This is a genomic window from Flavobacterium nackdongense (genome assembly GCF_004355225.1).
In the GTDB taxonomy this organism is placed as follows: Bacteria; Bacteroidota; Bacteroidia; order Flavobacteriales; family Flavobacteriaceae; genus Flavobacterium; species Flavobacterium nackdongense.
On record NZ_CP037933.1, the window covers coordinates 85,592 to 99,891 of the forward strand.

Sequence of the window (14,300 nt, forward strand, 5' to 3'; positions counted from 1 at the left end):
AGTCACCATGAGTACAATAACGATTGAAGTCGATGAAAAAAACATTTCGTTTGTAAAAACACTTTTAGAACATCTAAAAGGAGTTAAAAATGTGACCATCAACGAGGGAGATAGTCCTTATAATCCTGATTTTGTAAATTCAATTGAAGAAGGTAGAGCCGAATATAAACGCGGTGAATGTACTACAATTTCTACCAAGGATTTATGGAAGTAAAACTAACCAAAAAAGCACGGGAACACGTAGATTTTTGGCAAAAATCAGGCAATAAAGCAGTCCAAAAAAAGATCAAACTTTTGATTGAAGATATAAAGAAAAATCCATTTGAAGGTATTGGAAAACCAGAGGCATTAAAATATAATTTGCAAGGCACTTGGTCTAGAAAAATTAACGAAGAACATCGTATTGTTTATGAAATACCTGATGAAGGTATTTTGCTAATATATAGTTTAAAAGGACATTACACCGATTTAGATATTTAAAATTGAACCTCACTTTAAAATATAGTGGGGTTTTGTTTTTTTGCTAACAAATTAGTCGCAGGTTCGTTGAGTATGACTTCGGTGAAGATTATGTAGGAAAGTTTTGTGCGAAAAGATTATATTTGAATTATTTAAAATTAATAAATACACCAATTTAGTTATAAACTTAATTTTTTGAATTAAAACTATGATTCCAGAAAAACCAATGCCAGGCTTTATGTCTGCAACTTTAAAATTGACTCTATCAGGTAAAGATATTATTGCTAATGCAATGTTTCAAAAAGGGAAAGAATTTTTTGAAGCAGCAGAATTTATTAAAGGAAAACAAAGTGAAAATTCAGTTTATCTTCACTTACTTTGTCAAAGTTTTGAAATTATTATTAAATCACTATTGCTTTTTAAAGACTATGATAAATATAATCCAATTCTACAAAAAAAAATTGGGCATAATCTTTTAAAGGCTTATGACCGTTATAAAAATGATTTGAAAATTAATGCCAATGTTAAAGAAATTCAGAGAGAATTAATTATACTAAATTCTTTGTACAATAAACATTTCTTACGATATGGTACATCTCAAGATATTTTTTTGGATGTAAAAAGTATTAATAGCAAAAATGTATTTGAATTAACAAAATGTTTGGTAATTAATATTTCAAAAAAATTAAAATAAAACTTTGAATTAGCGCCTTCGCGGCAAAAAATAATTAAAAATGAAAACAATAGCAGTCATTCCCGCGCGCTACGCTTCAACCCGATTCCCTGCCAAACTAATGCAGGATTTGGGCGGAAAAACTGTGATTTTAAGAACCTACGAAGCAGCCAAAAAATCTAATCTTTTTGACGATGTTTTTGTGGTTACTGATTCGGATTTGATTTTTGATGAAATAGTTTCCAATGGAGGAAAAGCCATTATGAGCATCAAGGAACACGAATCGGGCAGCGACCGAATTGCCGAAGCAGTTGAAAATATGGACGTTGATATTGTTGTAAACGTACAAGGTGACGAACCTTTTATAAACACTGAGGCTTTACAGAAACTCATTGATGTTTATAAAAACGATGCCGAAATGAAAGTAGACTTGGCTTCCCTAATGTTTGAAATTACGGAGGAAGACGAAATCAGCAATCCTAACAATGTAAAAGTAGTGACCGACCAAAGTGGTTTTGCGTTGTACTTTTCGCGTTCCGTGATTCCGTATCCAAGAGAAATAAACGTGGGAGTTCGCTATATGCAACATATCGGGATTTATGCTTTCAGGAAACAAGCCCTTTTGGATTTTTACAGCTGGCCAATGAAATCCTTGGAAGCATCCGAGAAATTAGAACAATTACGCTATCTAGAATTTGGAAAACGCATCAAAATGGTCGAAACCCAAGAGAAAAGTATTGGAATTGACACTGTGGAAGATTTGGAAAAAGCAAGAAAAATGGTTACGGAATAAAAATAGCTTGGCATCCCAAAATAAAATCAGTAGTTTTACCTTTAATTAATTTATATCATTTATGAAAAAAATAATTTTCCATCTGGCTCTTTTGCTGACCGTCACAAGTCAGGCTCAAATGAAAGCAGATGATGTAAAAACATTTACGCTCAATAACGGCATGAAATTTCTTGTTGTTGAAGATTTTTCGATTCCCAACGCCAATCTTTACTTTTTTTACAAAGTGGGAAGCCGAAATGAATATCAGGGAATTACGGGGCTTTCTCATTTTTTCGAACACATGATGTTCAACGGGGCCAAAAAATATGGGCCAAAACAATTTGACCGAACTATGGAATTCAACGGAGGCTCTAATAATGCCTATACCACCGAAAATGTGACTGTTTACACGGACTGGTTTCCGGCAGCTTCGGCAGAGACTATGTTTGATCTTGAGGGCGACCGAATTGCCAGCCTGAGCATTGACCCCAAAATGGTCGAAAGTGAAAGAGGAGTGGTGTTGAGCGAGCGGCGTACTGGTTTAGAAAACTCTCCATGGCGACTTTTAGTGCAGTCTATGCAGGCCACCGCTTTTCAGGAACATCCTTACCATTGGCCAGTTATTGGTTACGAAGATGATATGAAAAATTGGACACAGCAAGATTTAGAGCGCTATTTCAAAACCTATTATGCGCCAAACAATTGCGTAGTTGTAGTGTCGGGTGCTTTAAAATTGGAAAAAGTGAAAGAATTAGCCAAGAAATATTTAGAACCTATTCCAGCGCAACCTGAACCTCCCAAAGTTCATATCGTAGAGCCCGCGCAAACGGGAGAACGCAGAATTATTGTTCAAAAGGAAGTAGCAACACCTTATATGGTCATTGGTTATAAAACGCCCGAATCAAAAAGCGAAGATTACTATGCTTTGAATATTTTGAGTTCCGTACTTTCTAGTGGTAATTCGTCAAGATTATATGCTGCTCTTGTCGATCAAAAACAAGTGGCGACTCAGATTTTTACCGATTATGGCGACACTTTTGACCCTAGTCTTTTCAATGTATATGCTGTGGCAAATAAAGATGTAAAAGATATTGATTTGGAGCAAGCCATTTACATTGAGATTGAAAAAATCAAAAAAGAAGGAATTAGCGAAAAAGAACTGCAGAAAATTAAAAATCAGAAATTGATGCAGTTTTATTCCCAAGTCGAAACCATTAACGGCAAGTCGAATAATATCGGGACTTACGAAGTGTTTTTTGGTGACTATCGCAAAATGTTTGATGCACCAGCCAATTACAATAAGGTTTCCGCGGCAGATGTTCAACGTGTAGCCCAAAAATATTTTACAAAAAGTAATCGAACCGTAGGAATATTAAAAACAAATGTTGAAGAATAAAATTATGGAAGGAATGAAACAAAAAATCTTGATATTCTGCTTGTTGGTTGCTAGTATAAACCTATCGGCTCAAGGCTATAAATTGCCCAAGTACACGACCTTTACTTTGCCCAACGGCCTCACTATTTCGCTGATGGAGCAACACGATGTTCCCACGATTAGTGCCTCGATTATACTTTCGGCGGGCGCTATTTATGATTATGATAAAGCAGGTTTGGCCTCTTTGACTGCTACGGCTTTAAAACACGGAACTAAAAAATTTCCCAAATCAAAATTAGATGAAGAACTCGATTTCATTGGAGCCTCGGTTGATACTTATGCTACCAAGGAATTTGCAGGCATCAATGCCAATTTTGCGGCAAAAGATCGCGAAAAAGTATTGGATATTATCAAAGAATTGCTACTCAATCCGAGTTTTGATGCAGCAGAGTTTGAAAAAGAGAAAAGCCGCGTGCTAGTCTCACTAGAGCAACAAAAAGAAAGCCCTAGAGCGGTTATTGGTCCTTATTTTGACACTATGTTGTTCGGAAGTCACGTGTATGGTAATGTAATTAATGGCAGTACTTCTACTGTAAATAAGCTAACTAGTAAAGACGTAAAAGAGTTTTATAATGCCAATTACAAACCCAATGATGCCGCCATTTGCATCGTTGGAGATTTTAGTGCCAAAGAGATGAAAGCCACGTTATCAAACTTATTTTCAGCTTGGGCAAAGGCAACTGCTGAAAAAGAAAATTTGGCATCGAAACCAATCGCAAAACCTACTGAAAATAAAGTATTATTAGTCAACAAAGAAGATGCTAAAGAAACTACTTTTTACATTGGTTCACAAGGGATTAGCCGAAATAACCCTGATTTTGTAGCTATCGAAGTAGTAAATACCCTTTTTGGAGGTCGATTTACGTCTATGTTGAACGATGAACTTAGAGTCAATTCGGGCTTGACTTATGGTGCCGGAAGTAGATTTAGAACGCTGAAAAATGGAGGCTCCTTCTTTATAAGCACTTTTACGGAGTCGAAATCAACAGAGGCTGCCATTGATAAGACACTTGAGGTGTTGAAAAAATTGCACGCCAACGGAATTGATGAAAAATCCTTGAGTTCCGCCAAAAATTATGTAAAAGGGCAATTCCCTCCTGAATATGAAACCAATCAGCAACTGGCTGGTTTGCTGTCGCAAATGTTTTGGTACAATTTCGATCCATCATTTATCGATAATTTCGAAAAAAATGTGGACAGCCTCGATTTGGCCAAAGCCAACCAAATTATAGCCCAATATTTCCCTAAAGATAAATTGCAATTTGTGTTAGTAGGCAAATCGGCAGATATCAAAAAGGTAGCTGAAAAATATGGCAAAGTCACCGAAGTACAAATAACGGATGACATTAAGAATAAAAATTAAGATCAAAAAGGGATTTAGTTCCCTTTTTTTGTGGTCTATAATTTCAAATTAGGGTTTTGCTGGAAATGTTGTGAAGTTTTTTTACCACATAGTTTTTATTATGGTTTAGATAGCTATCAGAATATAGATTTTATTTTAGAAAGCTTCGCTTTTGTATAGTATTCATAGCACTATGTGCAAAAAGAATTTTCTATGTCAATCTTTTTTAACAATTTCGAATACTTTTCTCTATGTGGTTTAAATTAATTTCAAATTTATTCTCACACAAAACCCAGTAGAACTCAAATTAGGATTCATTTTCAATATCAAAATACCCTTTGACTTTTATTTTGGCAGTGAAAAAATTCAAGAACAGCACTACAAAAAATAAAAATAAAAAAGCTTGGGCTGTCGCCAATATTTTTCCGATAATCGTAATAGGATAAAAATCGCCATAGCCAATAGAAGCCGAATTGATTGTGCTGAAATAAATGGCATCAAACCAATGCGTAAAGGGCTTATTCAAATAATTGCCGCAAGAATACAAAACGCCAAACGAAAAAATGATTTCGATATAATTAAGAAAAAGCAAAAGCATCGATCTTTTATAAGAACGTGGTTTCGAAATGATATCTGAAGCAAATATTAAAGTGGGAATATACAATACGGTTTCTAACAATAAATAAATCATAATGTAGATTACATAATGGTAGCTCTGCCACTCATAAATTAAAATGAATAGGGGAAAGGCTATTTTCAAAATAACATACAAATCCAAAGCTAAATCACGATATTCATAGCCTTTTAAATAAGCCAAATATTTGATGTAAACTCCGGGAAAAAGTAATTGGGAGGACGAGAGAAACAACCGAACGATTTTTTCAATTCCGTTGTCATTTTGATGATTGTTGTTCCAAATCGCTTTGATGTTCATCACGCGTTTTTGAACAGGATTGTATTCCGGTTTTGGAATCTTAGCTAGATTTCCTAAAAATAATTTCTTCAAAACCCTTTTCATAATCGCTCGAGATGGAATTGACCTCTAATATACAAAATATTTGCCGATTTAGAGTGTTGAAACTTGATAATTATGATTTGCGTTCAATTAAAATGAGCTCATTGGTTTTGTCCATTTTGTTGAATCTGGAAACAGTATATTTTTTAGGGTCAAAATGCTTCAAGTACTCCAAATTGCGTTGGCTGTCTTTTGGTTTTAAAAGCATTGTATTGAAAAGAATTCGTCCTTTGGGTTTCAATAAGAAGCAAATTCGGTTAACAAAAAAGAATTCAAACAAAAAATCTGGCATTCGAGTGTCTTCAAAAATATCAATGATTATGAAGTCAAATTTTGTAGCTGTTTTGAGTGCATAATTGGCCGCATCATCAATAATTATTTCCAAATTAGGAATCGCATCGAGCTTAAAATAGGAATTGGCAATATCAATTATGGATTTGTCAATTTCTACGCCGGTGATTTGACCTTTGAAATCAATTTCATCTACCAATGTTCTGATTACGGAGCCACCTGCCACGCCAAGCACAAGAATATTATTCATTGCTTTTATTTTTTCGAAACCAATGACTTTTAGGCCTTTTCGTAATATGCGCTGCAAATTACCATACGAATAGTTCGTGTTCAAGCTGTCTAAAACCAATTTTCCATTCGCCCAAGTTACTTCCAAGCTTTTGCTAATGGTCGATTTTTGTTCAAAAATGGTAATTGGAAAAATGTAACTGAGCAGTTTTTGAAGCATTTGAATTTATTTTTACCAAAAATACGGGAATAATGCTAATTTTACGAAAAATTGCGGTCAAATGAAAAAAAGCTTTTACAAATTGATATTCTTCAAAATGATGGGTTGGAAAATCACAGGTGCATTTGACGAAAACATCAAAAAATGCGTTTTAATGGTTCTCCCGCACACGAGCTGGCACGATTTCTATCTGGGTATATTTACCAGAGGAATTGTGGGTTTGGAAATGAATTTCATCGCAAAAAAAGAATTGTTTCGTTTTCCATTCGGTTATTATTTCCGATGGATGGGTGGAGCGCCTATTGATAGAGTAGGTAGTTTGAATAAAGTGGAAGCGATTGCAAAAATATTCGAAAATCATACCGAATTCCGCTTGGCCATTTCTCCGGAAGGAACCAGAAAAAAAACTAGCGAACTCAGGTCTGGTTTTTATTATATCGCCTTAAAAGCAAATGTTCCTATAATTCCGGTTGCTTTTGATTTTGGTAAAAAAGAAGTAAATGTTGGCGAGCCGTTTTTTCCAACTGCGAATTACGAGCAGGACCTGAAAATTATTTTGGATCATTTTCAAGGAGTCCTCGGTAAGATTCCTGAAAATGGTTTTACTCCCCTAAATTGATTTAATCTTCAGCATAGGTTTTGAAAGTTCCGTTTTTGTAAAAAATAACTATTCGTTCAATTTCAGTATCGGTTTTTTGAGGTAATACAGATGGTGTTTTTGAAAACATACTCCCGTTAGTGGCTTCTGTTAGATTTGCCGAAATCGAAATTTTTTCGGCAACCGCTTCGATGCTTTTTTCAATTTTGGTTGCTGCGATAGTTTCTATTTGGATTGGAGTAGGAGCTGCTCTTTTTGTCTCAATTGCGTCCTCCGATTTTGGAAAACTTCCTTTTCCATTGAGTAACCAATACAAATCTACATCGGGAAAAACTTCCATTATTTTAAGCATAAAATCCAAACTTGGTTTGTTTCTGCCTGAAAGTAGGTGAGACATACTCGAACGCTGTGCGCCTATTTTATCGGCAAATGAAGAGGCACTTAAGCTGTAATAATCGAGTATGATTTCTAATCTTTTTATAAAACTTTCAGTGTTTATCATTGTAAATTACATTTTAATTTTTCAGTGTTACAAATGTAATCAAAAACAAATTACAAACGAGTGTTACAGATGTAAATAGATGGTAAAAACAATGATTTATAGTTATTTTATGAGTGAAGTAGTTAACTTTAAAACACTGGATATAAGTTAAATAAATGTAAAATAAAAATAAATTCACAAAGATCAATTTAGCGTTGCTTTTATATCAAAATTATCCTGTAAATTATGTTTACAATTCTAAATTATTAGAAATAATAATAGAATTACAATTGTTAATTTAAAGATGTTTACTTTTGTAAAGCAAAATTACACACATGGATTTAGAACAATTGTACGATCGATATAAAGATCAATCTATCGCGGGACGTTATCTAACTTTAGATGCTATTCTGCCAATTTTTGAAAAATGGAATACCAAGAATCAATTGAAAATAATTGGCAAATCGGTACTCGGGGTTTCGATTTATAGTTACCAAATTGGGAGCGGAAAAACAAAAATTTTCCTTTGGTCACAAATGCACGGAAACGAAAGTACGACCACAAAAGCATTGATTGACTTTTTGCATTTTCTAAATGGGGAGACTGTATTAGCGACAACATTGCTTGAAAGTTTTACTTTTTGTTGCATTCCCATTTTGAATCCAGATGGAGCAAAAGCATACACTAGGGAAAATGCTAATAAAGTAGATTTGAATCGCGACTCACAAGATCTCTCCCAGCCTGAGAGTAGAATATTAAGGGCAGTTTTCGAAGATTTTCAACCGCATTTTTGTTTCAATTTGCACGATCAGCGCACTATTTTTGGGGTTGGCGACACCGGGAAACCAGCAACATTGTCATTTTTAGCACCATCGTACAACGAGACGAGAGATGTGAATGCGAATCGATTAAAAGCCATCAATCTTATTTCAGGCATAAATGAGGTGTTGCAGGAGCTTATTCCTGGGCAAATTGGGCGTTTTGATGATGGTTTCAATATCAATTGCATCGGAGATACATTTCAGTACTTGGGCGTGCCGACCGTTTTGTTCGAAGCGGGGCATTTTCCAAACGACTACCAAAGAGAACAGACCAGAAAATATGTTTTTGTTTCTTTGGTATGCAGTTTTCAACGACTTAACGAAAACGATTTAGTCAACAACGAATTTGATAAATATTTGAGTATTCCTCAAAATAAAGTAGTTTTTTATGATTTTTTATATAAAAATGTCAAAATAAATTATGATGGTATCGAAATAATCACGAAATTTGCAGCACAATACAAAGAGGAATTAATTGATAATCAAATTTGTTTTAATGCCTATATTGTGCATATAGGAGAATTGGATAATTTTTTCGGACATTTTGAATATGATGCAAAAGAGGCTCTTTATCAGGATGAAAATGAGAATTTTCCAAAATTAAATCAAAAAGCTGATTTTTATTTAAGTAATGGTTTTGCCGTTATCAATGGATTAATTTCCCAATAGAATTTGTAATTGTAGTTATAAATATTAAAAATATTGAATTATGAGTAAGTTTCGTTTAGATGAAGTAGACCATCAAATTTTGGACATGTTGATTGACAACACTAGAATTCCTTTTACAGATATTGCTAAAAAATTATTAATTTCTGCAGGTACCGTGCACGTTAGGGTGAAGAAAATGGAGGATGCGGAAATAATTATGGGCTCGTCCTTAGTATTGGATTATGATAAATTAGGATATTCTTTTATAGCTTACGTTGGAGTTTTTCTTAATAATACCTCTCAAACAAAATTCGTTTTACAAAGAATAAACGAAATACCTTTTGTGACTGTGGCTTCTGTGACTACCGGAAAATTTAATATTTTCTGCAAAATTAGAGCTAAAGACACCAAACATGCCAAAGATGTCATTTTTATGATTGATGATATCGACGGCGTTTACAGAACAGAAACAATGATTTCTCTAGAAGAAAGCATCAATGATAAAAAGCGTTTAATGCATACTATATTCAAGGATATATAATTCATTTGAAACCTATTACATCAGTAACCTCAAGTGAATTCTTGGGGTTTTTTTATAAAACTATAATACACCATAACTAACTAAACCCATATGTACACCCATCCTAAAATCGAACGTTTTAACGAAGAAGTTCTTTCGAAATACCATATTTATAATAGTGTTTTTATCACTTTGCCTTTTGATTCTATAGACAATACCGGCGCTTTATTGCCTTTGTTTACTGAGGGGTGTGAAAATGGTTTCAAAAAACAGGAAACGCCAAAAGAAATATTAGATTTATTTTCTCAAAAATACCTTAGTGGCGCTTCAGAAAAGGAAAAAATAGATTTGATGTTTCGTTTTATTCAATATATCGAGCGTCAAATTGTGCTTTTTGATGCGGTGGAAGATGCTGCATTTCCGGTTGTGAATAATATGGATGGACGAGGTTCATTGCGCGATATCAAAGAAAAAGCAGCTGTTCAAGATAGGGAATCAGAACTCATTTCGTTTTTAGAAAATTTTAATGTTCGAACCGTTCTAACAGCGCATCCTACTCAGTTTTATCCCGGATCTGTTCTTGGAATTATTAATGATTTGACCGATGCAATTCGTAAAAATAATTTGCTAGAAATCAAACAATTGCTGGCACAATTAGGAAAAACTCCATTTATTCAAAATGAAAAGCCGAATCCTTTTGACGAAGCGGTTAGTTTGATTTGGTATTTAGAAAATGTCTTTTATGAAACCGCGGGTGAAATTGTCCACTACCTTCAAAAAAATATTTTAAAAGGAGAATCTATTAATAATCAATTGATAAAACTTGGGTTTTGGCCTGGTGGTGATCGGGATGGAAATCCTTTTGTAACCACCGAAATTACACTTAAAGTTGCCGATCGATTGAGAACTTCTATTCTGAAATGTTACTATCGTGAGATGAGAAGCCTGAAAAGAAAGCTTACTTTCCATGAAGTGGATGTTTTGGTTGCCGAACTTGAATACAAATTGTATCGTTCTGTTTTTTATTCGAAAGGGGAAATTTACATTACTTTAGAGGAATTCATTTCGCAGTTAAACAAAATTAGAACGATTCTTATTGAACGAAATCAGTCCTTGTATTTGGATGAATTGGAGGCACTTTTGATTAAAGTAAATTTATTCGGTTTCCATTTTGCTTCCTTGGATATCAGACAGAATAGTAAAATACATGATGCTGTTTTTGAGGATGTTGTACTGTATTATTTAAACTCAAATGCTACCGTTTTTCCTTCGAATTATTTTGAATTATCCGAAGCTGAAAAAATGGAAGTTTTGTCTAGGTTAAACGGCAATCTGGATTCTGGTGTGTTTGAAAATGAAATAACAAGATCAACTGTAGAATCAATTCAAGCCATTAGAAAAATTCAAGAAAATAATGGAGAATTTGGCGCAAATAGGTACATCATCAGCAATAACGAAAGTGCCTTGAATGTAATGGAAACATTTGCACTTTTCAAATTGAATAATTGGGAAAACCCAACGGTTGATATTATTCCGCTTTTCGAATCGGTCGATGATTTGCAGAATGCGTATGTGATTATGGAGAAATTATACACTAATCCTGTTTATGCAGCGCATTTGGCTAGAAGGAATAACAAACAAACGATTATGCTTGGTTTTTCCGACGGTACGAAGGATGGAGGTTATTTGATGGCAAATTGGAGTATTTACAAAGCCAAAGAAGAACTTACTGCCATGTCTAGGAAATATGGCATAAAAGCCCTCTTTTTTGATGGTCGTGGTGGACCGCCAGCGCGTGGTGGAGGAAAAACGCATAAGTTCTATGCTTCTTTAGGTCCCAATATTGAGAATAATGAAATACAAATTACAGTTCAGGGCCAGACCATTAGTTCTAATTTTGGGACTTTGGATTCTTGTCGTTACAATTTAGAAAATTTATTGAGTGCCGGTGCCACGAACCAGGTTTTTAATAAGCAAAAAAATAGCCTAACCAGCAGTGAAAAAGAAATTTTAGATCAATTAGCGGCTTTGGGTTATGAAAAATATTTGAGTTTCAAGAATCATCCAAAATTCATTCCGTACTTGGAACAAATGAGTACATTAAAGTATTACGCTAAAACCAATATCGGAAGTCGTCCATCAAAAAGGAGTAAATCCGAAACATTGGAATTTTCGGATCTTAGAGCTATTCCATTTGTAGGTTCCTGGAGTCAACTAAAACAGAATGTTCCCGGTTTTTTTGGAGTGGGTTCGGCTTTAAAATATTTTGAAGACAATAATTGGGATTTGGTTCAAGATCTGTATAACAATTCGTTGTTCTTTAGAACCTTGCTTGAAAACAGTATGATGTCATTGGCTAAGTCATTTTTCCCATTGACTTCCTATATGAAAAATGATCCTGAGTTTGGGGAGTTTTGGCAAATTATTTATGATGAATTTTTAGAAACTAAAAGATTATTACTCAAAATAGCTGGGCATAAATCATTGATGGAAAATTATCCTGACGGTAAAGCTTCAATTGATATTAGAGAACGTATTGTATTGCCTTTGTTAACGATACAGCAATATGCTTTGCTTAGAATTAATGAGTTAAATAAAGAAGATAATCCAGATTTAGGATTGATCCAAACCTATGAGAAAATTGTAACTCGTTCCCTTTTTGGAAATACGAATGCGAGTAGAAACTCGGCTTAGTGGTTTGAATTTTAAAAAAGTAATTACCAAATTTCCATTCTAAAATTATCTGTTATGAATTCCAATCAATTGCCCGTAAATGAATATTCTCAGTTCAATGCGACCTATATCAATGCCCTTGAAAATGTTGAATTATTAGAAGAATTAGAAATCAGTTTGCATGATTTTATCAAGTTTGTGCAAAATATTCCAATGGATAAATTTGATTTTCGGTATGCTGAAGGCAAATGGACCATCAAAGATATTATCCAACATATCATCGATGCCGAAAGAATTTTTGCCTATCGCGCTTTGCGAATTGCCAGAAATGACAAAACACCTTTGTCAGGTTTTGAGGAAAACGATTATGTGGAAAATACCGATGCCAACAGTAGAAGTATTCAAGCATTATTAACCGAATTTTCGGCGGTAAGGCATTGCAATTTATTGCTGTTTAAAAGTTTTTCAGCAGAACAACTCGCTAGAATAGGAATTGCATCCGAAAACGAAGTGTCGGTGCGCGCTTTGGGTTTTTTGATGATAGGGCATCAAAAGCATCATCAGCGGGTATTTCAAGAGCGGTATTTGTAGTATTGCAAAAAAAAAGGAACTCCAAATAGAGTTCCATTTTTTTTATGAATAGAAAAAATTAATCTTCGTCATCTTCGTCATCATCTTCGTTTGACACATCCGATTCCTCGTCATCGTCGTCATCGTCGTCATCATCATCTCCTTTGTCATCGCTAGGCTCTTTGTACTCATCAGTATCATCATCATCGCTGCTTACGTCGTCGTCGTCATCAAGGTTGATACCATCATCGATTGGTTCAATTTCTGCTGCTATTTCATCGTCTTCATCATAATTTTCGATTCTGTCGGCCAGTTTAGTACTGATTTTCACTAAATAAATAGTATCTTCAGTGCGCACTTCGACAGCTTCGACCAATTCGTTTTGGGCGTTTCTAAAACGGATTATATTTGAATCATCATAGCCATCAGGAAATTTTTCTACTAAAAGATTCAAAATTTCGTGGGTAAGTTTTGCGTAATCAACAATTACTCTTCTCATAAATTTCTATTATAAATCCAACAAATAGGCAAAAATTAATGGCGCTACAATGGTAGCATCCGACTCGATAATGAATTTTGGGGTTTTTATGTCTAATTTACCCCAAGTGATTTTTTCATTCGGTACCGCCCCTGAATAGGAACCGTAACTAGTCGTAGAATCTGAAATCTGGCAGAAATAGCTCCAAAACGGAATTTCGTGCATTTCCATATCTTGATACAACATTGGTACAACGCAAATCGGAAAATCGCCAGCGATACCTCCGCCAATTTGGAAAAACCCAATACCATTAGAACTATTTTTTGGGTACCAATCAGCTAAGAAGGTCATATATTCGATTCCTGATTTCATCGTCGATGCTTTCAAATCCCCTTTGATAACATAGGAAGCAAAAATATTTCCCATCGTACTGTCTTCCCAACCGGGTACAATAATAGGTAAATTTTTCTCTGCAGCAGCATACATCCAACTGTCTTTTAAATCAATTTCGTAATATTCCTCCAAAACGCCAGAAAGTAACATCTTGTACATGAATTCATGTGGGAAGTATCTTTCTCCTTTATCATCGGCGTCTTTCCAAATTTTGTAAATGTGTTTTTGCAAACGACGGAACGCTTCGTGCTCAGGAATACATGTGTCGGTCACACGGTTCAATCCTCTTTCCAGCAAAGCCCATTCGTCTTCTGGGGTTAAATCACGGTAATTTGGCACTCTTTCGTAGTGCGAATGTGCTACTAAATTCATTATATCTTCCTCAAGATTGGCTCCTGTGCAAGAAATAATTTGAACTTTATCTTTGCGAATAATTTCCGCAAAAATTTTACCTATTTCGGCGGTGCTCATTGCTCCAGCCATACTCACCATCATTTTCGCACCATTGGCTAATTGCTGTTCGTAGGCTTTAGCGGCATCCACTAAAGATGCTGAATTGAAATGCAGATAGTGCTTTTCGATAAACTGACTAATTGGTCCTTTGCTCATTTTTTATGGGTTTAAAGCATTACATTTCGGGCTTCAAAGAAAATATTTTTTTTTGAAAACTACAATGCCATTTA

16 protein-coding genes are annotated in these 14,300 nt (G+C 34.7%); 11 read left to right on the forward strand and 5 right to left on the reverse strand.

What is annotated here, in order from left to right; all coding sequences use genetic code 11:
- Positions 1 to 7 precede the first annotated feature (7 nt).
- The 6 genes from E1750_RS00335 (at position 8) to E1750_RS00360 (ending at position 4,702) form a co-directional block, all read left to right on the forward strand.
- A complete protein-coding gene (locus E1750_RS00335; protein WP_133274845.1) occupies positions 8 to 214 on the forward strand; it encodes a DUF2683 family protein in 207 nt (68 codons plus the stop codon).
- The gene (locus E1750_RS00340; protein ID WP_133274846.1) at positions 205 to 480 is read left to right on the forward strand and encodes a Txe/YoeB family addiction module toxin; all 276 of its coding nucleotides are present in this window, start codon (positions 205 to 207) and stop codon (positions 478 to 480) included. Before E1750_RS00335 ends, E1750_RS00340 begins: the two co-directional genes overlap by 10 nt.
- Before the next feature lie 187 nt (positions 481 to 667).
- On the forward strand, positions 668 to 1,153 hold the full coding sequence (locus E1750_RS00345) for a hypothetical protein (protein ID WP_133274847.1): 486 nt from the start codon (positions 668 to 670) through the stop codon (positions 1,151 to 1,153).
- Between the two features lie 40 nt (positions 1,154 to 1,193).
- On the forward strand, positions 1,194 to 1,925 hold the full coding sequence (kdsB, locus tag E1750_RS00350; RefSeq protein ID WP_133274848.1) for a 3-deoxy-manno-octulosonate cytidylyltransferase: 732 nt from the start codon (positions 1,194 to 1,196) through the stop codon (positions 1,923 to 1,925).
- 61 nt (positions 1,926 to 1,986) lie between these two features.
- A complete protein-coding gene (locus tag E1750_RS00355) occupies positions 1,987 to 3,300 on the forward strand; it encodes a M16 family metallopeptidase (RefSeq protein ID WP_133274849.1) in 1,314 nt (437 codons plus the stop codon).
- A 13-nt stretch (positions 3,301 to 3,313) separates the two neighbouring features.
- Positions 3,314 to 4,702 (forward strand): M16 family metallopeptidase, encoded by a 1,389-nt coding sequence (locus tag E1750_RS00360; RefSeq protein ID WP_227873929.1) that lies wholly within the window; start codon positions 3,314 to 3,316, stop codon positions 4,700 to 4,702.
- A gap of 286 nt (positions 4,703 to 4,988) precedes the next feature.
- Here the strand turns inward: E1750_RS00360 and E1750_RS00365 are convergent, their stop codons facing one another.
- Positions 4,989 to 5,687, reverse strand: a complete 699-nt coding sequence (locus tag E1750_RS00365) for a potassium channel family protein (RefSeq protein WP_227873930.1) — start codon at positions 5,685 to 5,687, stop codon at positions 4,989 to 4,991.
- Between the two features lie 82 nt (positions 5,688 to 5,769).
- Positions 5,770 to 6,435, reverse strand: coding sequence for a spermidine synthase (locus E1750_RS00370; protein ID WP_133274851.1), 666 nt, complete (start codon positions 6,433 to 6,435; stop codon positions 5,770 to 5,772).
- A 61-nt stretch (positions 6,436 to 6,496) separates the two neighbouring features.
- On the opposite strand from E1750_RS00370, the gene E1750_RS00375 reads away from it, so the two are divergent.
- Positions 6,497 to 7,054, forward strand: a complete 558-nt coding sequence (locus tag E1750_RS00375) for a 1-acyl-sn-glycerol-3-phosphate acyltransferase (RefSeq protein WP_133274852.1) — start codon at positions 6,497 to 6,499, stop codon at positions 7,052 to 7,054.
- 1 nt (position 7,055) lies between these two features.
- On the opposite strand, the gene E1750_RS00380 is transcribed toward E1750_RS00375, so the two are convergent.
- On the reverse strand, positions 7,056 to 7,535 hold the full coding sequence (locus E1750_RS00380) for a helix-turn-helix transcriptional regulator (RefSeq protein WP_133274853.1): 480 nt from the start codon (positions 7,533 to 7,535) through the stop codon (positions 7,056 to 7,058).
- A 314-nt stretch (positions 7,536 to 7,849) separates the two neighbouring features.
- Between E1750_RS00380 and E1750_RS00385 the strand changes: the two genes are divergently transcribed.
- From E1750_RS00385 to E1750_RS00400, 4 genes are all read left to right on the forward strand, one after another.
- Positions 7,850 to 9,004: a M14 family metallopeptidase gene (locus E1750_RS00385; RefSeq protein ID WP_133274854.1), complete on the forward strand. Its 1,155-nt coding sequence runs from the start codon at positions 7,850 to 7,852 to the stop codon at positions 9,002 to 9,004.
- Between the two features lie 40 nt (positions 9,005 to 9,044).
- Positions 9,045 to 9,524 (forward strand): Lrp/AsnC family transcriptional regulator, encoded by a 480-nt coding sequence (locus E1750_RS00390; RefSeq protein WP_103807030.1) that lies wholly within the window; start codon positions 9,045 to 9,047, stop codon positions 9,522 to 9,524.
- Positions 9,525 to 9,614: 90 nt separating this feature from the next.
- On the forward strand, positions 9,615 to 12,197 hold the full coding sequence (locus tag E1750_RS00395; protein WP_133274855.1) for a phosphoenolpyruvate carboxylase: 2,583 nt from the start codon (positions 9,615 to 9,617) through the stop codon (positions 12,195 to 12,197).
- 54 nt (positions 12,198 to 12,251) lie between these two features.
- The gene (locus E1750_RS00400; RefSeq protein WP_133274856.1) at positions 12,252 to 12,767 is read left to right on the forward strand and encodes a DinB family protein; all 516 of its coding nucleotides are present in this window, start codon (positions 12,252 to 12,254) and stop codon (positions 12,765 to 12,767) included.
- Between the two features lie 58 nt (positions 12,768 to 12,825).
- Here the strand turns inward: E1750_RS00400 and E1750_RS00405 are convergent, their stop codons facing one another.
- Both E1750_RS00405 and E1750_RS00410 read right to left on the reverse strand, forming a co-directional pair.
- The gene (locus E1750_RS00405) at positions 12,826 to 13,245 is read right to left on the reverse strand and encodes a DNA primase (RefSeq protein ID WP_133274857.1); all 420 of its coding nucleotides are present in this window, start codon (positions 13,243 to 13,245) and stop codon (positions 12,826 to 12,828) included.
- 9 nt (positions 13,246 to 13,254) lie between these two features.
- The gene (locus tag E1750_RS00410; protein WP_133274858.1) at positions 13,255 to 14,226 is read right to left on the reverse strand and encodes a deoxyhypusine synthase family protein; all 972 of its coding nucleotides are present in this window, start codon (positions 14,224 to 14,226) and stop codon (positions 13,255 to 13,257) included.
- Positions 14,227 to 14,300: the final 74 nt, after the last annotated feature.

What these genes read in the sequence shown, in the direction of transcription:
- E1750_RS00335 (WP_133274845.1), top strand. Translation starts at nt 8, where the DNA reads ATGAGTACAATAACGATTGAAGTCGATGAAAAAAACATTTCGTTTGTA.
- E1750_RS00340 (WP_133274846.1), top strand. Translation starts at nt 205, where the DNA reads ATGGAAGTAAAACTAACCAAAAAAGCACGGGAACACGTAGATTTTTGG.
- E1750_RS00345 (WP_133274847.1), top strand. Translation starts at nt 668, where the DNA reads ATGATTCCAGAAAAACCAATGCCAGGCTTTATGTCTGCAACTTTAAAA.
- kdsB (WP_133274848.1), top strand. Translation starts at nt 1,194, where the DNA reads ATGAAAACAATAGCAGTCATTCCCGCGCGCTACGCTTCAACCCGATTC.
- E1750_RS00355 (WP_133274849.1), top strand. Translation starts at nt 1,987, where the DNA reads ATGAAAAAAATAATTTTCCATCTGGCTCTTTTGCTGACCGTCACAAGT.
- E1750_RS00360 (WP_227873929.1), top strand. Translation starts at nt 3,314, where the DNA reads ATGAAACAAAAAATCTTGATATTCTGCTTGTTGGTTGCTAGTATAAAC.
- E1750_RS00370 (WP_133274851.1), bottom strand. Translation starts at nt 6,435, where the DNA reads ATGCTTCAAAAACTGCTCAGTTACATTTTTCCAATTACCATTTTTGAA.
- E1750_RS00375 (WP_133274852.1), top strand. Translation starts at nt 6,497, where the DNA reads ATGAAAAAAAGCTTTTACAAATTGATATTCTTCAAAATGATGGGTTGG.
- E1750_RS00380 (WP_133274853.1), bottom strand. Translation starts at nt 7,535, where the DNA reads ATGATAAACACTGAAAGTTTTATAAAAAGATTAGAAATCATACTCGAT.
- E1750_RS00385 (WP_133274854.1), top strand. Translation starts at nt 7,850, where the DNA reads ATGGATTTAGAACAATTGTACGATCGATATAAAGATCAATCTATCGCG.
- E1750_RS00390 (WP_103807030.1), top strand. Translation starts at nt 9,045, where the DNA reads ATGAGTAAGTTTCGTTTAGATGAAGTAGACCATCAAATTTTGGACATG.
- E1750_RS00395 (WP_133274855.1), top strand. Translation starts at nt 9,615, where the DNA reads ATGTACACCCATCCTAAAATCGAACGTTTTAACGAAGAAGTTCTTTCG.
- E1750_RS00400 (WP_133274856.1), top strand. Translation starts at nt 12,252, where the DNA reads ATGAATTCCAATCAATTGCCCGTAAATGAATATTCTCAGTTCAATGCG.
- E1750_RS00405 (WP_133274857.1), bottom strand. Translation starts at nt 13,245, where the DNA reads ATGAGAAGAGTAATTGTTGATTACGCAAAACTTACCCACGAAATTTTG.
- E1750_RS00410 (WP_133274858.1), bottom strand. Translation starts at nt 14,226, where the DNA reads ATGAGCAAAGGACCAATTAGTCAGTTTATCGAAAAGCACTATCTGCAT.